The sequence below is a fragment of the Paraburkholderia sp. BR10882 genome (genome assembly GCF_040948855.1).
GTDB lineage: Bacteria > Pseudomonadota > Gammaproteobacteria > Burkholderiales > Burkholderiaceae > Paraburkholderia > Paraburkholderia nodosa_A.
Genome location: NZ_JBFPKP010000001.1, coordinates 225,532 through 247,140, shown reverse-complemented (window position 1 = coordinate 247,140; position 21,609 = coordinate 225,532). Strand labels below are relative to the sequence as shown.

At 64.7% G+C, this 21,609-nt stretch carries 27 protein-coding genes, 1 tRNA gene and 1 riboswitch; of the genes, 16 read left to right on the top strand and 12 right to left on the bottom strand.

From position 1 onward, the window contains the following. Window positions 1-492: 492 nt before the first annotated feature. Complete coding sequence (gene argF, locus AB3X99_RS01115; protein ID WP_069262796.1) at window positions 493-1,422, top strand: ornithine carbamoyltransferase; 930 nt, start codon at window positions 493-495, stop codon at window positions 1,420-1,422. Window positions 1,423-1,500: 78 nt separating this feature from the next. On the opposite strand, the gene AB3X99_RS01110 is transcribed toward argF, so the two are convergent. After that, complete coding sequence (locus tag AB3X99_RS01110; protein WP_305120751.1) at window positions 1,501-2,301, bottom strand: IclR family transcriptional regulator; 801 nt, start codon at window positions 2,299-2,301, stop codon at window positions 1,501-1,503. 127 nt (window positions 2,302-2,428) lie between these two features. Here AB3X99_RS01110 and AB3X99_RS01105 point away from each other — a divergent pair, with 127 nt between their 5' ends. Further along, the gene (locus AB3X99_RS01105) at window positions 2,429-3,619 is read left to right on the top strand and encodes an acyl-CoA dehydrogenase (RefSeq protein ID WP_069262798.1); all 1,191 of its coding nucleotides are present in this window, start codon (window positions 2,429-2,431) and stop codon (window positions 3,617-3,619) included. A gap of 105 nt (window positions 3,620-3,724) precedes the next feature. On the opposite strand, the gene AB3X99_RS01100 is transcribed toward AB3X99_RS01105, so the two are convergent. After that, the gene (locus AB3X99_RS01100) at window positions 3,725-4,363 is read right to left on the bottom strand and encodes a peroxiredoxin (RefSeq protein ID WP_069262799.1); all 639 of its coding nucleotides are present in this window, start codon (window positions 4,361-4,363) and stop codon (window positions 3,725-3,727) included. Window positions 4,364-4,721: 358 nt separating this feature from the next. Here AB3X99_RS01100 and AB3X99_RS01095 point away from each other — a divergent pair, with 358 nt between their 5' ends. The 3 genes from AB3X99_RS01095 to AB3X99_RS01085 all read left to right on the top strand — a co-directional run bounded on the left by AB3X99_RS01095 (window position 4,722) and on the right by AB3X99_RS01085 (window position 6,099). Further along, the gene (locus tag AB3X99_RS01095) at window positions 4,722-5,024 is read left to right on the top strand and encodes a YqjD family protein (RefSeq protein ID WP_007584918.1); all 303 of its coding nucleotides are present in this window, start codon (window positions 4,722-4,724) and stop codon (window positions 5,022-5,024) included. A gap of 205 nt (window positions 5,025-5,229) precedes the next feature. Beyond that, on the top strand, window positions 5,230-5,616 hold the full coding sequence (locus tag AB3X99_RS01090; protein ID WP_069262800.1) for a phage holin family protein: 387 nt from the start codon (window positions 5,230-5,232) through the stop codon (window positions 5,614-5,616). 15 nt (window positions 5,617-5,631) lie between these two features. Next, window positions 5,632-6,099, top strand: a complete 468-nt coding sequence (locus AB3X99_RS01085) for a DUF3318 domain-containing protein (RefSeq protein ID WP_069262801.1) — start codon at window positions 5,632-5,634, stop codon at window positions 6,097-6,099. Between the two features lie 32 nt (window positions 6,100-6,131). Here the strand turns inward: AB3X99_RS01085 and AB3X99_RS01080 are convergent, their stop codons facing one another. The 7 genes from AB3X99_RS01080 to glyA all read right to left on the bottom strand — a co-directional run bounded on the left by AB3X99_RS01080 (window position 6,132) and on the right by glyA (window position 10,772). Further along, window positions 6,132-6,563: a type IV pilin protein gene (locus AB3X99_RS01080; RefSeq protein WP_368615934.1), complete on the bottom strand. Its 432-nt coding sequence runs from the start codon at window positions 6,561-6,563 to the stop codon at window positions 6,132-6,134. A gap of 20 nt (window positions 6,564-6,583) precedes the next feature. Further along, window positions 6,584-7,120, bottom strand: a complete 537-nt coding sequence (locus AB3X99_RS01075; protein ID WP_368615933.1) for a hypothetical protein — start codon at window positions 7,118-7,120, stop codon at window positions 6,584-6,586. Next, window positions 7,117-7,908, bottom strand: a complete 792-nt coding sequence (locus tag AB3X99_RS01070; protein WP_368616245.1) for a PilW family protein — start codon at window positions 7,906-7,908, stop codon at window positions 7,117-7,119. Before AB3X99_RS01070 ends, AB3X99_RS01075 begins: the two co-directional genes overlap by 4 nt. A gap of 2 nt (window positions 7,909-7,910) precedes the next feature. Next, complete coding sequence (locus AB3X99_RS01065; protein WP_368615932.1) at window positions 7,911-8,339, bottom strand: hypothetical protein; 429 nt, start codon at window positions 8,337-8,339, stop codon at window positions 7,911-7,913. Then, on the bottom strand, window positions 8,336-8,872 hold the full coding sequence (locus AB3X99_RS01060) for a GspH/FimT family pseudopilin (RefSeq protein ID WP_069262805.1): 537 nt from the start codon (window positions 8,870-8,872) through the stop codon (window positions 8,336-8,338). The genes AB3X99_RS01065 and AB3X99_RS01060 overlap by 4 nt, the downstream gene beginning before the upstream one ends. Before the next feature lie 157 nt (window positions 8,873-9,029). Beyond that, window positions 9,030-9,509 (bottom strand): transcriptional regulator NrdR, encoded by a 480-nt coding sequence (gene nrdR / locus AB3X99_RS01055; RefSeq protein ID WP_069262806.1) that lies wholly within the window; start codon window positions 9,507-9,509, stop codon window positions 9,030-9,032. Between the two features lie 15 nt (window positions 9,510-9,524). After that, window positions 9,525-10,772 carry a serine hydroxymethyltransferase gene (glyA, locus tag AB3X99_RS01050; RefSeq protein WP_069262807.1) on the bottom strand — a complete coding sequence of 416 codons (1,248 nt, stop codon included), beginning with the start codon at window positions 10,770-10,772 and terminating at the stop codon, window positions 9,525-9,527. A 160-nt stretch (window positions 10,773-10,932) separates the two neighbouring features. After that, a riboswitch (ZMP/ZTP riboswitch) is annotated at window positions 10,933-11,070 on the bottom strand. 197 nt (window positions 11,071-11,267) lie between these two features. On the opposite strand from glyA, the gene ydfG reads away from it, so the two are divergent. The 10 genes from ydfG to AB3X99_RS01000 all read left to right on the top strand — a co-directional run bounded on the left by ydfG (window position 11,268) and on the right by AB3X99_RS01000 (window position 18,446). Beyond that, on the top strand, window positions 11,268-12,014 hold the full coding sequence (gene ydfG, locus AB3X99_RS01045) for a bifunctional NADP-dependent 3-hydroxy acid dehydrogenase/3-hydroxypropionate dehydrogenase YdfG (protein ID WP_342948472.1): 747 nt from the start codon (window positions 11,268-11,270) through the stop codon (window positions 12,012-12,014). A gap of 68 nt (window positions 12,015-12,082) precedes the next feature. Then, window positions 12,083-12,577, top strand: a complete 495-nt coding sequence (ybgC, locus tag AB3X99_RS01040; protein ID WP_069262809.1) for a tol-pal system-associated acyl-CoA thioesterase — start codon at window positions 12,083-12,085, stop codon at window positions 12,575-12,577. 154 nt (window positions 12,578-12,731) lie between these two features. Then, a complete protein-coding gene (tolQ, locus tag AB3X99_RS01035) occupies window positions 12,732-13,409 on the top strand; it encodes a protein TolQ (protein ID WP_028205324.1) in 678 nt (225 codons plus the stop codon). A gap of 24 nt (window positions 13,410-13,433) precedes the next feature. Next, window positions 13,434-13,880 (top strand): protein TolR, encoded by a 447-nt coding sequence (tolR, locus tag AB3X99_RS01030; protein ID WP_035513412.1) that lies wholly within the window; start codon window positions 13,434-13,436, stop codon window positions 13,878-13,880. Beyond that, the gene (gene tolA, locus AB3X99_RS01025) at window positions 13,877-14,863 is read left to right on the top strand and encodes a cell envelope integrity protein TolA (protein WP_368615931.1); all 987 of its coding nucleotides are present in this window, start codon (window positions 13,877-13,879) and stop codon (window positions 14,861-14,863) included. Before tolR ends, tolA begins: the two co-directional genes overlap by 4 nt. 136 nt (window positions 14,864-14,999) lie before the next feature. After that, window positions 15,000-16,292 (top strand): Tol-Pal system beta propeller repeat protein TolB, encoded by a 1,293-nt coding sequence (gene tolB / locus AB3X99_RS01020; RefSeq protein ID WP_069262811.1) that lies wholly within the window; start codon window positions 15,000-15,002, stop codon window positions 16,290-16,292. Between the two features lie 18 nt (window positions 16,293-16,310). Next, window positions 16,311-16,817, top strand: coding sequence for a peptidoglycan-associated lipoprotein Pal (pal, locus tag AB3X99_RS01015; protein ID WP_042266217.1), 507 nt, complete (start codon window positions 16,311-16,313; stop codon window positions 16,815-16,817). A 23-nt stretch (window positions 16,818-16,840) separates the two neighbouring features. Continuing rightward, window positions 16,841-17,590 (top strand): tol-pal system protein YbgF, encoded by a 750-nt coding sequence (gene ybgF, locus AB3X99_RS01010; RefSeq protein WP_069262812.1) that lies wholly within the window; start codon window positions 16,841-16,843, stop codon window positions 17,588-17,590. Window positions 17,591-17,765: 175 nt separating this feature from the next. Next, window positions 17,766-17,841, top strand: a tRNA-Lys gene (locus AB3X99_RS01005). Window positions 17,842-17,999: 158 nt separating this feature from the next. Continuing rightward, window positions 18,000-18,446 (top strand): BspC domain-containing protein, encoded by a 447-nt coding sequence (locus AB3X99_RS01000; RefSeq protein WP_069262813.1) that lies wholly within the window; start codon window positions 18,000-18,002, stop codon window positions 18,444-18,446. Window positions 18,447-18,553: 107 nt separating this feature from the next. Here AB3X99_RS01000 and AB3X99_RS00995 read toward each other — a convergent pair whose 3' ends face one another. The 3 genes from AB3X99_RS00995 to AB3X99_RS00985 all read right to left on the bottom strand — a co-directional run bounded on the left by AB3X99_RS00995 (window position 18,554) and on the right by AB3X99_RS00985 (window position 20,411). Beyond that, complete coding sequence (locus AB3X99_RS00995; RefSeq protein ID WP_069262814.1) at window positions 18,554-19,144, bottom strand: YceI family protein; 591 nt, start codon at window positions 19,142-19,144, stop codon at window positions 18,554-18,556. A 54-nt stretch (window positions 19,145-19,198) separates the two neighbouring features. Further along, window positions 19,199-19,786 carry a YceI family protein gene (locus AB3X99_RS00990; protein WP_342948592.1) on the bottom strand — a complete coding sequence of 196 codons (588 nt, stop codon included), beginning with the start codon at window positions 19,784-19,786 and terminating at the stop codon, window positions 19,199-19,201. Between the two features lie 61 nt (window positions 19,787-19,847). Beyond that, window positions 19,848-20,411 carry a cytochrome b gene (locus AB3X99_RS00985; protein WP_342948468.1) on the bottom strand — a complete coding sequence of 188 codons (564 nt, stop codon included), beginning with the start codon at window positions 20,409-20,411 and terminating at the stop codon, window positions 19,848-19,850. Window positions 20,412-20,529: 118 nt separating this feature from the next. On the opposite strand from AB3X99_RS00985, the gene AB3X99_RS00980 reads away from it, so the two are divergent. Next, on the top strand, window positions 20,530-21,459 hold the full coding sequence (locus tag AB3X99_RS00980) for a LysR family transcriptional regulator (RefSeq protein ID WP_368615930.1): 930 nt from the start codon (window positions 20,530-20,532) through the stop codon (window positions 21,457-21,459). The last annotated feature ends 150 nt before the right edge of the window (window positions 21,460-21,609 follow it).

The following is a 21,609-nucleotide window of genomic DNA, read 5'->3' as shown; positions in this document are numbered from 1 at the left end:
TGGATAGGAAACGGCTGCCGCGCATCCCGCCTGGCGTAAAGTCTCGATCATCGCCGCCGACGCGTGTCGCAAGCAGGTCTCGCAACGGGATCGACAGGACGATTTCGCGGCGCACTGCCAGTCGGCGCACAGGCCGCTCCAGCGGGCTTTCCTGGCGCGGCCGCGAGGTGTTGCCACCTTGCCGTCACACACGTTCAGGGCCCGTTTGTCGTGCCTAAGAAATCTCTGGGATTATAGCGCACTGACCGTTTTGACGCAGTGCACACAAGGCACTTGAAAGGCTGGATCCGGGCTCTCGCGATGCCCGCAAAACAGGCACGAAAGCCGTCGCAAAAGTGCCACCCACCGTACGCCGGGGCGCCCTGCCTATATTTTGGGCAACTCGTCAAAATGCGTAAAATCCTTTATGCTGCTTTGACTTACCACCAACCGCAGCGGCGTCGCCGGCCCAATCCTGTAGTTCGAGGCCGGATCGGGCGCCGTTTTTGTTTCATGACCTCCCGGACCATACGCCATTACCTGCAGTTCAAGGATTTCTCCCTTGACGAATATGAATATGTGCTGGAGCGTGCGCGCATCCTGAAGCGCAAGTTCAAGAACTACGAGACCTATCACCCGCTGCACGACCGCACGCTGGCGATGATCTTCGAGAAGAGCTCCACGCGCACGCGCCTTTCGTTCGAAGCGGGTATCTTCCAGCTGGGCGGCCACGCGGTGTTCATGAACACGCGCGACACGCAGCTCGGCCGCGGCGAGCCGATCGAAGATTCGGCGCAGGTCATCTCGCGCATGGTCGACATCATCATGATCCGCACATTCGGCCAGGACATCCTGCAGCGCTTCGCCGAAAGCTCGCGCGTGCCGGTCATCAACGGTCTCACGAACGAGTACCACCCCTGCCAGGTGCTGGCCGACATCTTCACGTACTACGAGCACCGCGGTCCGATCCGCGGCAAGACCGTGGCGTGGGTCGGCGACGCCAACAACATGCTCTACACGTGGATCGAAGCTGCGCAGATCCTCGGCTTCAAGCTGCGCATCTCCACGCCGCCGGGTTATCCGCTCGATCCGGCGCTGGTCGCGCCGGAAAGCAAACCGTTCTACGAAGTGTTCGACGACCCGCACGACGCCTGCGACGGCGCCGACCTCGTCACGACCGACGTCTGGACCAGCATGGGCTTCGAGGCCGAAAACGAAGCGCGCAAGCAGGCCTTCGCCGACTGGTGCGTGGACGCGCCGATGATGGCCCGCGCCAACGCCGATGCGCTTTTCATGCACTGCCTGCCCGCGCACCGCGGCGAGGAAGTGAGCGCCGAGGTGATCGACGGCCCGCAGAGCGTAGTCTGGGACGAGGCGGAAAACCGCCTGCACGTGCAGAAGGCGCTCATGGAGTTCCTGCTGCTCGGCCGCCTGAACCACTGAGCCTCGCGCACATCACCAAGAAGAAAGCCGACCTGAAAGTCGGCTTTTTTGTGCGCGCTGCGGCGCGCGCCTCGTTCATCAGACCGTTTCACCAAGACGGCGCGCCAGCGACTTCAGAAGCGGCGCCACGCGCTCGCGAAACACCTCGGGGCCCATCGACGAAGCCGGCCCGCTGCAGCTGAGCACGAGCCAGCGACGCTCGCGCGGCTCGCGAAACGGCACCGCCACCGCGTTGACGTCTTCGTGCCAGTCGCGAAACGAATAGCAGCACCCCTCCTTGCCGAACACCTCGATCTCGTGTTTCGCGGCCGCAACCAACGCCGGCCCTTCGGCGCCCGCTGTCTTCTCCAGTTCCGCGAACAACGCCATCCGCACATCGATGGGCTGCACGGCCAGATACGCGCGGCCCATCGAACTCGTCAGCATCGAGAGCCGCGAGCCCGACGCGAGGCCGAGCGTGAGCGCCGTCTCGCTGCGGATCGTCTCCAGATAGATCACGTCGAGGCCGTCACGGCACCCCAGCGACACCGCGGCGCCCACCTCGCGCGCGAATGCGCGCATATGCGGGCGGGCGAGTTCGAGCGTGTCCGTGCCGGAAAGCAGCGCAAAGCCGAGCGACAGCACCCCGGCGTCGAGCGCATATTTGCCTAGCGACTCGTCAAAGCGCAGATAGCCGAGCACGGTGAGCGTGTACGCGAGCCGGTTCACGGTCGCCTTGGGCAGGCCCGTGCGCTCCACGAAATCGCGGTTGCCGAGCAGCGTCTCGCCGGGACGGAATGCGCGCAGCAGGTCGAGCCCGCGGGCGAGCGCCACGACGAACTTGCGCTCGTCGACCGGCCCCTCAGCCAGCGAAGCAGAAAAAGAGGAAGTCGTAGTCATTCCGGATGCAGACATGGGTGCCCTGGTGCTACACTAAAGTCAATTTTCAAAACATTGTTCCGCATAGCGGAACTTACGTCAAGCGCAAATTTGCCCATTTCAAGGATTTGAGGAAAGGAGAGACACCATGGCCGCACACGCCCAGTTCCATTGGGAAGACCCGCTTCTGCTCGACCAGCAGCTCACCGAAGAGGAGCGCATGGTGCGCGACGCCGCCGCCGCGTATGCCCAGGACAAGCTCGCGCCGCGCGTGCTGGAAGCGTTTCGCCACGAGAAGACAGACGCCTCGATCTTCCGCGAGATGGGCGAAGTCGGCCTGCTCGGCCCGACGATTCCCGAGCAATACGGCGGCCCCGGCCTCAATTACGTCGCCTATGGCCTCATCGCGCGCGAAGTCGAGCGCATCGACTCGGGCTATCGCTCGATGATGTCGGTGCAGTCGTCGCTCGTGATGGTGCCGATCTTCGAATTCGGCTCGCAAGCGCAAAAGCAGAAGTACCTGCCCAAGCTCGCCAGCGGCGAATGGATCGGCTGCTTCGGTCTCACGGAGCCGAACCACGGCTCGGACCCGGGCAGCATGGTCACGCGCGCGAAGAAAGTGAACGGCGGCTACGCGCTCTCGGGCGCGAAGATGTGGATCACGAACTCGCCGATCGCCGATGTTTTCGTCGTCTGGGCGAAGCTCGAAGAAGACGGCAAGGACGACATCCGCGGCTTCATTCTGGAGAAGGGCTGGAAGGGTCTGTCGGCGCCGGCCATCCATGGCAAGGTGGGTCTGCGCGCTTCGATCACCGGCGAAATCGTGCTCGACGAAGTGTTCGTGCCGGAAGAAAACCTCATGCCGGGCGTGAAGGGCCTGCGCGGTCCGTTCACCTGCCTGAACTCGGCGCGCTACGGCATTGCCTGGGGCGCGCTCGGCGCCGCGGAATCGTGCTGGCACACCGCGCGCCAGTACGTGCTCGACCGCAAGCAGTTCGGCCGCCCGCTTGCCGCGAACCAGCTGATCCAGAAGAAGCTCGCCGACATGCAAACGGAAATCACGCTCGGGCTGCAGGGCTGCCTGCGTCTTGGCCGCATGAAGGACGAAGGCACGGCGGCCGTCGAGATCACGTCGATCATGAAGCGCAACTCGTGCGGCAAGTCGCTCGACATCGCGCGTCTCGCCCGCGACATGCTGGGCGGCAACGGCATTTCCGACGAGTTCGGCGTGGCGCGCCACCTCGTGAATCTCGAAGTGGTGAACACGTACGAAGGCACGCACGACATCCACGCGCTGATCCTCGGCCGCGCACAAACGGGCATTCAGGCGTTCTTCTGATCGCCGCCCGGCCCGGCTTCGCCGGCGCATGAAAAAACGCCGCACGATTCGTTTCGTGCGGCGTTTCTGTTTCGGCGCCCGTGACGCGGACGCTGGCCGAACGGCTTACTTGTTGGGCTGCGGTGTCATGCGCAGATACGGACGCAGGGCCTTGTAGCCCTTCGGGAACTTCTGCTTGAGGACTTCCTCGTCCTTCAGCGACGGCACGATCACGACGTCGTCGCCCTGCTTCCAGTTGCCGGGCGTCGCGACCTGATAGTTGTCGGTGAGCTGCAGCGAGTCGATCACGCGCAGCACCTCGTCGAAGTTGCGGCCCGTGCTCGCCGGATAGGTGATGATGAGGCGCACCTTCTTGTTCGGGTCGATCACGAAGAGCGAGCGCACAGTGAGCGTCTCATTCGCGTTCGGATGGATCATGTCGTACAGCGTGGACACCTTGCGGTCGCCGTCCGCGAGAATCGGGAAGCCGACGTTAGCGGCTTGCGTCTCGTTGATGTCCTTGATCCACTCGTTGTGCGACTGGGCGCTATCCACCGAAAGCGCAATCGTCTTCACGTTGCGCTTCTCGAATTCGTCCTTGAGCCTGGCGGTCAGGCCAAGCTCGGTCGTGCAGACCGGCGTGAAGTCGGCCGGGTGTGAAAACAGCACGCCCCAGCTATTGCCGAGCCACTCGTGAAACTTGATGCGGCCAATGCTCGAATCCTGCTCGAAGTCGGGTGCGATATCGCCAAGACGTAGACTCATGGTGCGGTTCCTCTGAACGAAGTGAACGGGTTTGATCGAACCGGCGCGCGCTGCCCGTTGATCCAGTAGACGTTTACAACACTCAAGCATACAGGCCCAGGTTGCGCCCCGCGAACGAACATCGGCTCACACCAGTATGAGTTTTTGTAATTTTGAGCCGATTGGAGGAAACTTTAGGTGCCGGATCAAATCAATGACTCACCTCGCGATTATTTGTGAGCGGGATCCAGAGCCCCGTCCATACACGCTCGCGGGAACGGATCGTGCGAACTCGCAGGTCGTGGCGGCGCGTCATGCTTGCCAGCGCCCGTATCTTTGTTACGATTCACGCGTGATGTGACACGATGGGAGCCAGTCAATGTCAGAAGTCAACAAGGAGAGGCTGATGTCCGATATCAAAACCGTCCTCGCGGACGCAGAGGACCTGCTCAAGCAGGCTGCGAGCGCTACGGGTGAGCGCGCTTCGGAATTGCGCGAAACGGCACTCTCGCGTCTGAAGCAGGCAAAAGAGAAGGCCGCCGACGTCCAGGTGGTCGTGGTCGAGAAAGGCAAGAAAGCGGCCCGCGCCACCGACGACTATGTCCACGAGCATCCGTGGGCGTCGATCGGGATCGCCGCCGGCGTGGGCGTGCTGGTCGGATTGCTGATCAACCGCAAATAAAGCAGCGCTCGCCGCGCTACGCGAGTGGGCTCCGGGCCCCTCGCGCGGCGCGCTCGACCAGGCGCTGGCAGCGCTTGCCTGACGGCTTTTCGTTGGCGCGGCCCACCGCACCGCTTGGTCTCGCCGGGCAATTCAGCCCGCTGTCTTTTGTTGCGTTTTTTCTTGCGCATTGCTCGGGCATCCGCCTGCGCCACCTGCCATCGCCATGACGACAGACACCCACTCGCAGCGACACGAACACGGGCCGTTGCGCCGACTGCTCGGCTCCGCGTCCGCGATGCTACAGACGCGGCTAGAACTGATCGGCATCGAACTCGCCGAGGAGAAGGACCGCCTCATCGGCGTGCTCTTTCTTGGCCTCGCGGGGATGATGTTCGCGATGCTTGCCCTGATCGCGCTCACGGCGCTCGTTGCCATCGCCTTCTGGGACACGTACCGCTGGGAGGCGCTCGCCGGTCTCACGGTCGTCTACGCGATCGCGGCCATTTTCTGCGGCCTGAAGGCGCGCCGCGGGCTGCACACCGCGCCACTCGTCTTCCAGGCGACGCTCGAGGAATTCGAGAAAGACCGAGACGCCCTGCGCAACCCCTAGCCGCGAGCCGACGCCATGAATCAACCTCGACCGGACACTGCTTTTCGCCCCCGCCGCGGCCGCGCGCACGATCTGTCGACGCCGCAGCTGCGCGCCCTGCGCAAGGAATTGCTGCTCGTGCGAGCGAGCGTCGAGCGTGCCGAAATGGCCGAAGCGCTCGTCGACATCCGCGCGACGGTTACGAACTTCAGCTGGCTGCGGTTCGTCGTGCCCGGATTCAGTCGCTCAGGCGGCGGCGTGGCTTCCGGCCTCGGCAGCCTGCTCAAGGAATATCCGCTGGTCAGTTCGCTCATCTCGCTCATCGTGGCAAAGCCGCTGCGTACGAGCATCGTCTCGGCTGCGCGCCCCGTCATCAAGTGGGGCGGCCTCGCTTTTACGGCGTGGGAAGCGTATCGCGTTTGGCAGCAGGTGCGGCGTCAGCGCGGCACCTCTGCGAACCGGCCTGCCCGCGACAAGTCCGACGAAGACGACCTCACCGGCTGATCACCGCCGCCCGCGGCAGCCCTCCAGGCCGTTCACCGGTCCCTCCAGCACATCTGCGTAGACGCCGGGACAACGCCGCTGCCTGCAGCACGATTGCTGCGCGCGCCGGTTGCGTCGAGTACGAAGGCGCCGCACGCATCGCCACGCATCGGCCCGGCTTCCACCGGCTCGGCTACGAGGGCGTAGCCGCCGTTGGAATCGTCGGCGGGCATGAGACGCAGGCGGTAGACGGGCGTTCCCGTCGGCGAAGCCTGGTCGAACCCAGTGGGCAAAAGTGCCATCGACGCGCTCTGCGTATCGACGAGTTGCGCTGCGCGATAGAGCGCGGCCACGGCGTCGATGCGATGTCCCCGCGCGATCTGCGCGCTCCACCCCGGCATCGCGAAGGCGGCGACGATGGCGGCCACCGCCAGCGCGATGACCAGTTCGAGCAGTGTGAACGCGTTGTACCGGTTGCTCTTCACCTTACCTCCCGTTTGCCTCGTCAAAAGGGCCTCGCGACGACGTAGCGCCAGTGATGCTCGACGCGTGTCGCGTCGCCCTCGGTTTCGATGACCAACTGGTCCTGCAGCCAGCTTTGGGTGTCTTCCGATGCGCCGAACCCTCGCGCCGTGACGAGATACGCGCGAACCAGCGGACGGCTATCGATGCGCCAGGCCTCGACGAGGCATTGCGGCAAGCGCACGGACCCCGGCCACGCAGCAAGGGGCGCAACCGTCTGCCGCTCGAAGCTGTCCTGCCGCCGCCAGGCTTGCGGCTCGCCTGACTGCGTGGCCGCCGCTGGTGGGGCCAGCGAGCCATTCGTCAGCGCACGCGAGCACAACACGAGCGCGGCGTCGGCGGCATGGAAGGCCTGCAGATGATCGGCGACGGCATCCGCGTTGCGCCGCCCCAGCAGCGCGGCCTCGAACCACGCCGCCGAGGTCGCGAGCATCATCGCGACGACAAGCAGCACGACTGGGAGCGCCACGCCGCGAGCCGTGGCCAGTGTGCGACGCTTCCCGCGCAGGCTCATTTTCATGACGCTGCCGGCAAAACGTTACGCAGCACGATGTGCCGCCAGAACGCTTGTCGCGCTCGCCCATCCGCGCCGAGCGCCTGCACGCCATCGCAATCGACGTATCGGATGCGCCGCGCAAAGGCCGCTCCGCGCACCAGCACGCACAGATCGACCGCGACGACCGACGCCCACTGATCGCGCGCCAGCGCCGAAGCCTCGACCGCTTGCGCCGCGCCCGCCGTCCAGTAGCGCAGGCGCAAACGCTCGACACCCTCGACGAGCGGCTGCGCCGTGCCGACCTTGCCGGAGCCCTCGCAGTAGAGCTCGCTCTCGCCGGTCGACCCGCTCACCTTGGCGTGATAGCGGTTCACGATTTCCACGCCTGCCACGCCAACCGCCTGCCCAAGGCAGTCGGTAACCTGGCCGTTTGCGACGGGCCAGGTCGATATGCTGTCACCTTGATAGCGCACGGCCAACCCATCGGAGCGACTCGGCAGCAGCTCGCAGGCAAGCGCCACATCGGTGCCGACCGGGCGCCCCGCCGTGCAGCCGAAAATCGCTCGGCCGCCAGGCGGCGAACGTGCGTCCGCCGCAACGAAGCCGGCCATCTGGATCTGCTCGCCGATCAGCATCAACGCATTCGTGCCAGCGTCGTGGATGCGCGCGGCGTCGTTCGCCTGCGCGTAAGCCAGACGCTGCGTGCGATAAGCCGAGAGCGCGCCAAGCGTCACCACGAGCCCCAGCGCCACGGCGATCGTCAGTTCGAGCAGCGTGTGGCCCGCCTGCTGGACCCCGTGGGCGCAGCGCATGTTCATCGCAGAAACGCCAGGGCGACGCAGGCGCGCTCGGCGGAAGCCGTGGCATCGAGACACCGCGCAACCCGCGAAACCGGCGTCGATCCCGACGCTGCGCCGAGCGGTGTCGCCGCCCAACTCACGGACGCGATCGATGCGTCGCCGCCCGCGCTCGACATGGTCAGCCGCCCTTCGGGCACGACGCTCGCCGCCAGCGCCTGCCATCGATCGGTCGTGGCGGGCGTTGCCCGCGCCACGCGCGCCGCTTCGGCCACGGCGTCAGCGGCAAAGGCCGCGCGCTCGCGCGCCGCTGCCAGTTGCGCGTGCCGGGCCAGCCCGAGCTGGGTGCTCATCAGGCCGAGCCCGCACATCGCCATGATGCCGAGCGCAATGGCGACCTCCAGCAGCGTCGACCCGCGCTCGCCGCGCTCGATCACCCGGCTCATGACGCCCCCGTGCATGCGCCGTCGCTGATGCGTGCCCGCCCCCCCTGTGCGATGCGTATGCAGCGACGCCAGCCCGCACCGCGTTGTGCCGCCGACGGGACCCGCGGGGCAATCTCGAAGTTGCGCAAGCTGCCGATGGTCTGCCCCGCCGGCGGCGAAAACGTGATGGCGGTGAGGCCCGACGCCACGGAGATCGCATCGAGCGCCGGCTGGATGCGCAACGGGATAGACGCTCCGGCGCGCTCGATCATGACGGCCCAGCCACAGGACCAGTCGGCAATTCCGGACGGACACGCTTTGGCCGCCTCGAGGCAATGGCGCGCGGCGTCGACGCGGCAAACGGTGACGCGCGCCTTGCGCCGTATGGCCTCGTTGCGTGCATAGGCGAGCGTGCCGAGCATGGCGTTGGCGCGCGCGTCGACCTGATCGCGCACGCGCCACGCGGTGAAAACAGGCGTGGAAACCGTTGCGCAGATCGCCAGCAGGACGATGACGACCATCGTCTCAATGAGCGTGAATCCTCCGGACTTCATGAGCAATCCTTAGTTCGAGCGGATTGCCATCAATCTACGGACGAAAACGAAACGAAGCAATTAGCCGAACGGCTAGCTGGTGCGCGCAACGTCGGCTCGCGAGAATGCAAGCGTTACGACAGCGGCCTGGCAGGAGGGAAGAAAAATGGGAATGCGCTCAGCGCTTTTTCGCGGGGTTGTTGGCGCCCGCGCGGCGGAATTCCTCGATCACGTCTTCGAATTCGGAGACGTCCTCGAAGCGTCGGTACACCGAAGCAAACCGTACGAACGCCACCTTGTCGAGTTCGCGCAATTCGCCCATGACAAGTTCGCCAAGGCGCTCGCTGCGCACTTCGCGCTCGCCGCTGCCGAGCAATTGGTCCTCGATACGGGCAACCGCCGCGTCGATCGCATCGGCTGCAACCGGGCGCTTGCGCAGCGCCAGTTGCATGCTCGCCACGATCTTGCGGCGGTCGAATTCCGTGCGGCTGCCATCCTTCTTGACGATCGAAGGCATCGCCAGCTCGACCCGCTCGTACGTCGTGAAACGCTTGTCGCAGGCCGGGCAGCGGCGGCGGCGCCGGATCGCGGCGCCGTCTTCGGACACGCGCGAGTCTACGACCTGCGTGTCCTCGTGCCGGCAGAAGGGGCAGCGCATGGGTTATCGCGTGGCTTAGCGGTAAACCGGGAAACGCTTCGTCAGCTCGGCGACCTGCGCCTTCACGCGCTCGATCGTCGCGGCGTCTTCCGGATTGTCGAGCACGTCGGCGATCAGGTTGCCGACCTGCTCGGCTTCCTTCACGCCAAAGCCGCGCGTCGTCATGGCCGGCGAACCGAGACGGATACCGCTCGTCACGAACGGCTTTTCCGGGTCGTTCGGGATCGCGTTCTTGTTGACCGTGATGTGCGCGGTGCCCAGCACGGCTTCCGCCGCCTTGCCGGTGATGTTCTTCGCGCGCAGGTCCACCAGCATCACGTGGCTTTCCGTGCGGCCGGAAACGATGCGCAGACCGCGCTTGACCAGCGTCTCCGCCAGCACGCGTGCGTTGTCGACCACTTGCTGCTGGTAGGTCTTGAACTCCGGCGAGAGCGCTTCCTTGAACGCCACGGCCTTGCCGGCAATGACGTGCATGAGCGGACCGCCCTGAATGCCCGGGAAGATGGCCGAGTTGATCTGCTTCTCGAACTCCGCCTTCATCAGGATCACACCGCCGCGCGGGCCGCGCAGGCTCTTGTGCGTGGTCGTGGTGACGAAGTCGGCGTGCGGCACCGGGTTCGGGTAGACGCCCGCGGCGATCAGACCGGCGTAGTGCGCCATGTCGACCATGAAGTACGCGCCAACCGCCTTGGCAACCTTGGCGATGCGCTCGAAGTCGATACGCAGTGCGAAAGCCGACGCACCGGCGATGATCAGCTTCGGCCTGGTTTCGTGCGCGCGCTTTTCGAGCGCGTCGTAGTCGATGTCTTCCTTGGCGTCGAGGCCGTAGCTCACGACGTTGAACCACTTGCCGCTCATGTTCAGCGCCATGCCGTGCGTGAGGTGACCACCTTCGGCGAGGCTCATGCCCATGATGGTGTCGCCCGGCTTGAGCACGGCGAAGAACACGCCCTGGTTGGCCTGCGAGCCCGAGTTCGGCTGAACGTTCGCGGCTTCGGCGCCGAACAGCTGCTTCACGCGGTCGATCGCGAGCTGCTCGACGATATCCACGTTTTCGCAGCCGCCGTAATAGCGCTTACCGGGGTAGCCTTCGGCGTACTTGTTGGTGAGCTGCGAACCCTGCGCGGCCATGACCGCGGGCGAGGTGTAGTTTTCCGACGCGATGAGCTCGATGTGCTCTTCCTGGCGGCGGTTCTCGAGTTCGATCGCCTTGAAGAGTTCGGGATCGACGTTGGCGATGGTGCTTTCGGCTCTGTCAAACATACGGATTCCGTTAAGTGTGTTCAGGTTGACCGGGTCTCGCGCGGAACGCGTAGCGGGTACGCGGCGCTGCTGGCGAGGAGGCCAGCCTTGACGTGGCGGAACGAGGTGCCGCACACGCGAGGCAGGACAGCCCCCGCAGCGCAAACGAAAGCGCGCGAAATCAGGCTGCCCAGGCGAACGGCAAAACGGCACCCTGCGCTTCACGGTGGGTCGTTCCACCTTGAGTCCCCAATAACGAGCGCATGGCTACCGCCAACGCCGCCATTTCGGAACCCTATCGCCAGTCACGCAGGGATTGAGCGCGTTAGTTTATTGGAACGGCAGGGAATAGGCAACCGCCCGCCCCCAGTGCGCTCGGGCGTCCCGCGGGCTGCGACGCGCCGTGCGGCGGCGCCGGCCATGCGATCCGCGCGCGTACTGTCCCTTTCTTGCCGCCATGCGGCATTGCAAGTAGGCTCTCCCCTTTTCCCGCCTTCTACCGACCAGAGAGCCACCATGATCGTTTTCGTCACCGGCGCGTCCGCAGGATTCGGCGCCGCCATCGCTCGCGCCTTCGTGAAGGGCGGACATCGCGTCGTCGCCACGGCTCGCCGCAAGGACCGCCTCGACGCCCTCGCCGCCGAACTCGGCGACGCCCTCCTGCCCATCGAGCTCGACGTGCGCGACCGCGCGGCGGTCGAAGCCGCGCCCGGCGCGCTGCCGCCCGGGTTCGCCGGCATCGACGTGCTGGTCAACAACGCCGGCCTCGCGCTGGGCGTGGAGCCGGCACAGAAGGCCGACCTCGACGAGTGGGAAACCATGATCGACACCAACTGCACCGGTCTCGTGCAGGTCACTCACGCGTTCTTGCCCGGCATGGTCGAGCGCAACCGCGGCCACATTTTCAATATCGGTTCGGTGGCGGGCCGCTGGCCGTATGCGGGGGGCAACGTCTATGGCGCGACCAAGGCGTTCGTGCGTCAGTTCAGCCTGAACCTGCGCGCTGACCTCGCGGGCACGGCACTGCGCGTGACCGACATCGAGCCGGGCCTGTGCGGCGGCACCGAGTTCTCGAACGTGCGCTTTCGCGGCGACGACACCCGGGCAGCCAGCGTCTACAAGGACGTGCAGCCGCTCACGGCCGAGGACATCGCCGATTCGATCTACTGGATCGCCACGCGCCCCGCGCACGTCAACATCAACACGATCGAACTGATGCCCGTTGCCCAGACATTCGCCGGTACCAGTATCCACCGCGGCTAAAAATACCTTACAAATTTAATACTTACGTCAGTCGTACGAAAGACGTGGGGGCCTCGCGTTCCGGTAGAATGCGCGGCATGGAAAATTCCACCAGCAAGCCGGACGCGGCGTCGTCACCGGCCGGGCGCGGCTTTACGTGGCCGGTGCGCGTCTACTACGAGGACACCGACGCCGGTGGCATCGTGTTTTACGCGAATTACCTGAAGTTCTTCGAACGCGCGCGCACCGAATGGCTGCGCGCGTGCGGCGTCGATCAGCGTCGGCTCGCCGAGGAAACGGGCGTGCTCTTCGTCGTGCGCAGCACCGCGCTCGACTACCGTTCGCCCGCGCGCCTCGACGACGTCGTCACCACCGTCAGCCGCGTCGAGAAGCTGGGCCGCGCCTCGGTCGACTTCATGCAGGAAGCGTGGCGCGAAAACACGCTGCTCGCCACGGGCACCATTCGCGTCGCCTGCGTCGACAGCACGGCCATGCGGCCCGCCCCCATTCCGGCCCCCGTTCATGAAGCCTTGCAACGTGGACCCCAGAAAGACCTGTACGCCGTGTCAACGGCAGTGCAGTAATTACCGTTGATACGACGCCAGTGAACTCGCGCCGGTCAATGCAGGACCAAGCAGGGTTCGGCCGCGACGGCACGAGAGCTTCCCAACCGCCTACGGGAAGCCTTGCGTTGTCTTGCAGCCGCTCGCCCCTTTCGGGACGTCACAACGAACCTATATGAACACTACACAAGATCTGTCGATCATTTCTCTCGTTCTTAATGCGAGCATACTGGCACAGGCGGTGATGGGGCTTCTTCTGCTCATGTCGCTGATTTCCTGGACTTTCATCTTCCGCAAGTGGTTTGCGATCCGCCGGGCGCGGTCCCAGACAGAGCGCTTCGAGCGCGACTTCTGGTCAGGCGGCGACCTGCAGGCGCTCTACCAGAGCGCAGCCAACAACCGTCACACGATCGGCGCGCTCGAGCGTATCTTCGAGTCGGGCATGCGCGAATTCCTGAAGGCGAAAGAGAAGCGCCTGAACGATCCGAGCCTCGTGCTCGACGGCGCCCGCCGCGCGATGCGCGCCGCCTTCCAGCGCGAAATGGATGCGCTCGAGGCGAACCTCTCGTTCCTCGCTTCGGTCGGCTCGGTGAGTCCGTACATCGGTCTTTTCGGCACGGTCTGGGGGATCATGAACGCGTTCCGCGGTCTCGCGAACGTGCAGCAGGCAACGCTCGCGAACGTCGCGCCCGGCATCGCCGAAGCGCTGACGGCGACCGCGATCGGTCTGTTCGCCGCCATTCCGGCGGTGGTCGCGTATAACAGCTACGCACACGACATCGACCGTCTGGCGATCCGCTTCGAAACCTTCATCGAAGAGTTTTCGAACATCCTGCAGCGTCAGGCCCACTAATCTTCACGAAGCAAGGAGTCGAAGATGGGAGGCTCAGTCCGTTCGAGCATGCGAGGCAGCCGCTCGCGCCGTGCGATGGCCGACATCAACGTCGTGCCGTACATCGACGTGATGCTGGTGTTGCTCGTGATCTTCATGGTGACCGCGCCGCTCGTGGCGCCGTCCATTGTCAACCTGCCGACCGTCGGCGGCGCGTCGCAGCAGCAGCAGGTGCCGCCCGTCGTGGTCAATATTCGCCCCGACGGCAATCTGAGCGTACGCTACAAGGATGACTCCGGCGCCACGCAGCAACAGACCATGACGCGCGCCGATCTCAACGGCTTCGTCGCCGATCGCGAGCAGAGCCATCCCGACCAGCCCGTCGTGATCGCCGCCGACAAGTCCGTCAAATACGAGACGGTGATGAACGTGATGTCCGACCTGAAGTCGCATGGCGTCAAACGTGTCGGACTGCTCGTCAAATCGCAATGATCCGCAAGAACGATTCGTATCCGCTGCAGCCTCCGCGAGAGCGTGGCACGGGACGTGCTATCGCCCTCGCGGTGCTCATGCACGTGCTGCTCGGTCTGTTCCTCTATCACGGCATCCGCTGGCAGAACAGCACGCCGGCGGGTGAAGAGGCGGAACTGTGGACCGAGGTGCCGGACCTGTCGACACCGAAGCCGCTGCCGCCGCCCGCGCCGGTCGCCCCTGCCCCGCCGCCGCCTCAAACCGAGGAAGCCGACATTGCGCTGCAACAGCAAAAGCGTAAGCAGCAGGAAGCGCAGCGCGAGGCGCAACTGGCCGAGCAGCAGCAGCGTCTGAAAGCCCAGCAGGAAGCCGAAGCGAAGCGTCAGCAGCTCGCGGCCCAGCAGGCCGCGCAGCAGAAGGCCGAAAAGCTCAAGCAGCAGCAGGAACAGCAGCAAGCCGCGGCGGAGAGGCAAAAGCAGCTGCAGCAGCAGGACGCGCTCAAGAAGCAGCAGCAGGAAGAAGAGCAGCAGAAGCAGGCGAAGCTCGACGCGCAGAAGAAGGCCGACGCCGAGAAGGCGGCCAAGGCGAAGGCGCAAGCCGACGCCCAGGCGAAGAAGCTCGACGCGGAACGCCGCGCTCGCATCGCGCAGATGCAAGGCTCGATGGGTGGCGGCGAAAGCACGAGCGGCAACGGTCTCGCAAAGAGCGGCACGGGCAGCGGCTCGGGCGGCAACGCGACGTCGCCGGGCTACGCCGACAAGGTGCGCCGCCGCGTGCGTCCGAACATCGTGTGGGCGGGCGAAACGTCGGGTCTCGAAACGGAGATCGCGGTGCGTTGCTCGCCGACCGGCACGCTGCTTTCGGCGACGATCTCGCGCAGCAGCGGCAACGCGTCGTGGGACGATGCCGCGTTGCGGGCAGTTCAGCGCTCGGATCCGATGCCGGTCGATACCGACGGCAAGGCGCCTTCTAGCTTCAAGATCACCTTGCGCCCGGCTGGTTGATGGCGAGCGCAAGGCGCAGAAAGGTTGAGGAAAGCCGCCGCGCAACAGTGGCTAATAAGGAACGATTCGAACGTTTTCGGGTCAGTCTGCTGTTGCGCGTTATGACAAAATTGCTTTTTTCAGGAAATATCACAGCATGACATTGATGACGAAGCTTGGCCTGCGAACCCTCGTCGCGTCCTGCCTGATCACGGCGGGCGGCGCGGCGAACGCACAACTCAACGTCCTCGTCACCGGCGTGGGCTCCACCCAGTTCCCCATCGCCACGGCTAACTTTGCCGGTGAAGCGAATTCGCCCGAGCAGGTCGCGGCCATCGTGCGCGCCGACCTGCAACGCAGCGGGAAATTTACGAATATCGATGCCGGCAGCGCACCGATCTCGGAAAACGACTCCGTCGACCTCGGCAGCTGGAAGGCCAAGGGCGCCAACGCGTTCGTTGCGGGCAGCGTGAACAAGCTCGCCAACGGCCAGTACGAAGTGCGCTTCAAGCTCTACGACACCGTGAAGGGCGAAAGCCTCGGCGGCCTTGTGCTCACGAGCCCGGCAAGCGGCCTGCGCATGAGCGCGCACAAGGTTGCGGACTACATCTATCAGAAGCTGCTCGGCGATCGCGGCGTGTTCGCCACGCGTCTTTCATACGTGATCAAGACGGGCGGCCGCTTCCAGCTGCAGGTTTCGGACTCCGATGGACAAGACGCGCATATCGCGCTGTCGAGCCCCGAGCCGATCATCTCGCCGGCCTGGTCGCCCGACGGCACCAAGGTCGCTTACGTATCTTTCGAAAAGAAGAAGCCGATCGTCTACGTGCACGACCTGCCGACGGGTCGCCGCGTGATCATTTCGGACCAGAAGGGCAACAATTCGGCGCCGGCCTGGTCTCCCGACGGCCGCACGCTCGCAGTAGCATTGTCGCGCACGGGCAACACGCAGATCTTCGCCGTCAATGCCGACGGCTCCGGCCTGCACCGCCTCACGCAAGGCACGACGATCGACACCGAACCCAACTACTCTCCTGACGGACGCTGGATTTATTTCACGAGCGACCGCGGCGGCCAGCCTCAGATTTACAAGATGCCGGCCCAGGGCGAAAGCGCCGCAGCGGCACAGCGTGTGACGTTTACCGGCAACTACAATACGAGCCCGAAGGCCAGCCCGGACGGCAAGCAACTGGCGTACATCTCACGCACGGGCGGCGGATTTAAGCTGTACATTCAAGATCTGCAGTCCGGTGTCGCCACGGCGCTCACTGACACGACACATGACGAGTCGCCCAGCTTCGCGGCGAACGGTCAGTACATTCTTTACGCCACACAGGTGAACGGCCGTGGCGTGCTGGCTGCTGTATCGACCGACGGTCGTACGCGGCAAATCCTGTCCGTTCAGGGCGGCAGCGTACGCGAGCCGTCCTGGGGTCCTTTTATGCAATAACACTTCAGGAGAGAAATAATGATGTCGAAGAAAGTACGCCTGGCCTTGGCCGTCTTGATGATCGGTGCACTGGCAGCGTGTAAGTCGGGTGTCAAGGAAACGAACCCGAACGCCGGTGCGATGAACACCCAGCCGAACCCGAACGCGGTCGCCCAGGTGAACGTCGATGAGCTGAACAATCCGAACAGCCCGCTCGCCAAGCGCAGCGTGTACTTCGATTTCGACAGCTACGCCGTCAAGGACGACTACCAGTCGCTGCTGCAAGCTCACGCACAGTACCTCAAGACGCACCCGGAACGTCACGTCCTGATCCAGGGCAACACCGACGAGCGCGGCACGAGCGAATACAACCTGGCGCTGGGTCAAAAGCGTGCTGAAGCGGTCCGTCGCGCCCTCTCGCTGATGGGCGTGCCCGATTCGCAAATGGAAGCCGTCAGCCTCGGTAAGGAAAAGCCGGTCGCAACGGGCCACGACGAAGCATCGTGGGCGCAGAACCGCCGTGCTGACCTCGTGTATCAACAGTAATTGAGCATTGGATGAAGGGGCGTATGTCGCACCGTTTCTCCCCGCTGCGCGTAGCCGCAGCCGCTTGCGTGGCTGGCGTCGCCTTTGCGGCGCTGCCGGCCCACGCGGGTATCTTCGATGACGATCAGGCGCGCCAGGCGATTCTCGACCTGCGCGCGAAAACGGACAGCCTGTCCAGCCAGCTGTCCGCCGCTCAACGCACGATCCTCGACCAGTCCAACCACCTCGACCAGCTCAACCAGCAGGTCGCGACGTTGCGCGGACAGAACGAGGATATGGCGAACCAGTTGGCGACCCTGCAGAAGCAACAGAAGGACTACTACACGGATCTCGACACGCGACTCAAGAAGTTCGAGCCGCAGCAGGAGACCGTGGACGGCATGCAAGGCACGGTTCAGCCGGGTGAGATGGACGCGTTCAACGCCGCTTCGCAGCAGTTCCGCAACGGCGACTTCAAGAACGCGGCGGCATCGTTCCGTAGCTTCATCGCGAAGTTCCCGCAGAGTCCTTACCAGCCGACCGCGCAGTACTGGCTCGGCAACGCGCTCTATGCGCTGAAGGACTACAAGGGGTCGACCGCGACGTGGCAGAACGTCGTCAACAAATACCCGCAACACCCGCGTGCCCCCGAGGCACTGCTGGCCATTGCAAACAATCAGATCGAGCAGGGGCAAAAGGCTGCGGCCAAACGCACGCTCGAGCAGGTCGTTTCGCAATACGGCAACTCGGATGTCGCCCAGACGGCGCAGAGCAAGCTTTCACAGCTCAAATAAGCGCTGCTGGATGGTTTTGGCGTGACGTGGCGCTGGCTAATGCCAATGCCGCGAAATGCGCCTCTCGCATACAGGGAAGGCCCGGGGCACGGCGTGCTCCGGGCGCTTCCATCGGTTTTATGACGGCAAAAGTTGACGCGTTGACCAGACGCCGCTATAATCCCGCTTCTCTTTTGGGTCGTTAGCTCAGCTGGTAGAGCAGCGGACTTTTAATCCGTTGGTCACAGGTTCGAATCCCGTACGGCCTACCAAAGCATCAAACAAAAAGCCCAGTCTCCGGACTGGGCTTTTTGCTTTGCAGCGTACGGCGCAGGCTCAAGCGTCTTGAGTGACTCGGCGCGCGAGCATGCGTCCAGCATGTATACTCCCTCCCCCGCCGTCCCATCCCCGCTGCACAGGCCACGTCATCATGAAGTTCACGACCCTTGCCTGCGCCCTGCTCGCGCTTTTCTGGCTCAGTCTGCGCGTTCAGGCGCAAATTCAACCGCAACCCGAAGACTACGCATACCTGCGCCGCATACGCGTGCCGGACGCCGTCGTCAATTGCGTTGCCGCGCTCGACCAGTGGGTGCATAAGGCGCAGCGTTACGATTCGCTGCTCGTGCCCGATCGGCGCGCGCTCTCGGCGAAAATCGAGCAGCCCGCGCCCGCGAATGCCACGCCCACGCCCGTCGCGAGCGACGCACTTTCGCCTGCCCCGTCCATCGACACACTGATCCATCTGCGCGCCTTCGCCAAGGTCCGCGGCAAGTACGCCTGGGTGCCCGTGAAGGCCACCTGCGGGATCTGGCATTCACACGTCGTCGACGTCGCGCTGTCGCCGCGCGGCACGCACGCAACGTCGCCGATCCACTGACGACACTTCGTCATCCTTATCGCTTCCCGCAACAAAAAAGCCCGCGCGCCTGACAGCGCACGGGCTTTTTCGCATCGAGCGACGCGCGGCCCATGCCGCGCGCAAACTCAGTCCGCCTTGACGCCTTCGACCTGGATCTGCAGCGTCGTCGCCGTCTTGAAGCCATACGACTGGCCCCAGTTCACGCCGTAGTCCGCGCGGTCGAATTGTGCCGATGCGTCCGCGCCGCACACTTCACGCTTGAGCATCGGGTTCTGGAAGCACTTGAACGAGTCGATCTTCAGGTTCAGCGGCTTGGTCACGCCATGCAGCGTGAACGTGCCGATCACTTCCACGGGCTTGTCGCCTTCGAAGCGGATCGACGTGCCCTTGTAGGTGGCCGTCGGGAACTTCGCGGTGTCGAGGAATTCGGCCGAGCTCACGTGCTTGTCGAGCTTCGCGTTGCCGGTATCGATCGACGATGCGTCGATCGTCACGTCCACCGTGCCCGTCTTCGCCTCGCGATCGAGCGTGACCGTGCCCGAGCTCTTCGTGAACTTGCCGCGCCACACCGAGACGCCGCCGAAGTGATCGGCTTCGAAGCTCGGATAGGTGTGCATCGGGTCGAGGTTATAGGTCGTGGCGGCTGCGAGCGCCGGCGTGGCGACGAAGGCTGCGAGCGAGGCGGCAACGGCCGCGGCGAAAATCGTGGTCTTCATGAATCGATTCCTGGTGCGGGAGAAACGGGATGAAAAAGCGGTGCCGTACGCGCGTCAGTGCGCGGCGGACACGATGTGAAACTTGATCTGCACGTCGTCGGCGACGATCGAGGTGTCCTTCCACTCGCCCGAGCCGATGCCGTAAGCGAGACGCTTGATCGGCAGCGTGCCGTCGAACACCTGGGTGGCGCCGTCCTTGCGGTACTGCACCGGCACGACGACGTCGGTCGTCTTGCCCTTGATGGTCAGCTTGCCGGTCACCGTGAACGCGCCGTTCGCGGCGGGCTTGATCTGTGTGGAGACGAAGGTCGCGTGCGGGAAATGCGAAGCGTCGAACCATTCGTCGCCGGCGACTTCCGTGTTGTATTCCGGCGCGCCGAGGTCGAAGCTCGCCACCTCGACGTCGAGCTTCGCGCTCGATGCCGCGACGTTCGCCGGATCGAAGCGCACGTCGGCGGTGAAGTGGTTGAAGCGCCCTTCGACCGGCACATTCATTTGCTTGAACACGGCGCTCACGGAGTTCTTCGCGGCTTCGGCCGCGGCGTTGGCGTTCGTGGCGAAAGTCGTGGCAAGTGCCGCGCCGGCGGCGAGCGCCGCGCCGAGCGCGACGACGGAAGCAGTATGGGCAAGACGCTGGATCATGGGCAGTCGGTCCAAGGTGGAAGGTATCGGGAAATGGAGATGGCGCATGCGCGCCGCGAAGTCATTCGCGCGGCGTGCCGAACGGCAGCATGCGAGAGAGGATGTTCTGGCGGTCGATCAACTGGTGCTTGATGACGGCGAGCACGTGCAGCACGACCACGGTGAGCAGGGTGTAGTTCAGCGAGATGTGCACGACGCGCAGCACGCCCTTGAGCGCGGTGTCGGGGCCGATCAGCACGGGCATCGGCCAGATGCCGAGGTACACGACCTGAATGCCGGCCGCCGAACTGTAGAGATATCCCGTGACCGGAATCGCGACCATCAGCACGTAAAGCGCGGTATGGCCCAGGTGCGCGGCGAGCCGTTCCCAGCCATGCATAGAGCCAGGCAGCGCGGGCGCGGTGTGCGTCACGCGCCAGAGAATGCGCACCAGCACGAGCGCGAGCACGGTCACGCCAATCCACTTGTGCCACGAGAAGTAGCGCAGCTTCGTGGGCGTGATGCCCGGAATGTCGGTCATGACCCAGCCGAGCGCAAAGCCCCAGACGATCAGCGCGGCGATCAGCCAGTGCAGCAGCATGGCAACGCCGTTATAGCGGCCGGCGGGCTTGACGGTGGGGTTCATCGGCATACGACTCCATTATTCGAGGTGTGCACTTTACCCGGCCAAACCTATTCAAACAATCGGCTAAAATGGATGGTTATCATCCATTTTTTCGATAGATCGAAAAGGACCGTACCTCGTGCACCGCACCTCGGACCGCTCCCCTAGCCTCGAGCAGCTGCGCGCGCTGATCGCCGTCGCCGAGACCGGCAGCTTCTCGGCGGCGGCGCGCCAGCTCGACCGCGCGCAGTCGGTGGTCAGCTATACGATCGCCAATCTCGAGGCGCTGCTGGGCGTCGCGCTGTTCGAGCGCGGCAAGCGCAAGCCGGAACTCACGGCCGCAGGCCGCGCGATCCTCGCCGACGCGCGCCGCCTCGATCTGCTCATGGGTCAGCTTAACGCCAAGGCGGCCGGCCTGCAGAGGGGGCTCGAGGGCGAGGTTTCGCTGGCCGTGGACGTGATGTTTCCGTCGCAGCGGCTCGTCGAGGCCCTGCAGGCGTTCGCGTTCACGTTTCCCACCGTCGCGCTGAATCTCACCATGGAAGCGCTTGGCGGCGTGCTCAAGCTCGTGCTCGACGGCGACTGCGCGGTGGGGATCAGCGGGCCGAACCACAACTGGCCGCACGTGATCGAAGCCCAGTCCATCGGCACCGTGGAACTCGTGCTCGTGGCCGCCCCCTGCCATCCGCTCGCCAAGGCGGAGCACCCCGTGCGCATTTCGGATGCGCGCGAGCATACGCAGCTGGTGCTCACCGACCGCAGCCGCCTTACCGAAGGCCAGAATTTCGGCGTGTACAGCAATCGCGCGTGGAAACTCGGCGACTTGGGCGCCAAGCACCGGCTGCTGCTCGCGGGCCTCGGCTGGGGGTCGATGCCGAAGCACCTCGTGGAAGCCGATCTCGAAGCCGGTCGGCTCGTGCGCGTCGCGCTCGCGGACCGGCGCTCGGTGAACTACAACATCTCGCTGATCCATCGCACCGACGCGGCGCGCGGCCCCGCCAGCGAGTGGCTCTGCCACTACCTCACGCAAGGTACGCCGCCGCAGGCGCCGTTGCCCGACGCGCGCTGAACGCTGAACTGGCGCGGGAGCGAAGCGCGTGCGGGTTGTACGAACGCAAGCCCGCGCACGCCTGAGTCTGCCCCTGGCGAGGTAGGGTGCGCCGCCCGCTTCAGCCCTTCTTGACCTTGGCCGCCTTGGCCGCCTTGGCCGCCTTGGCCG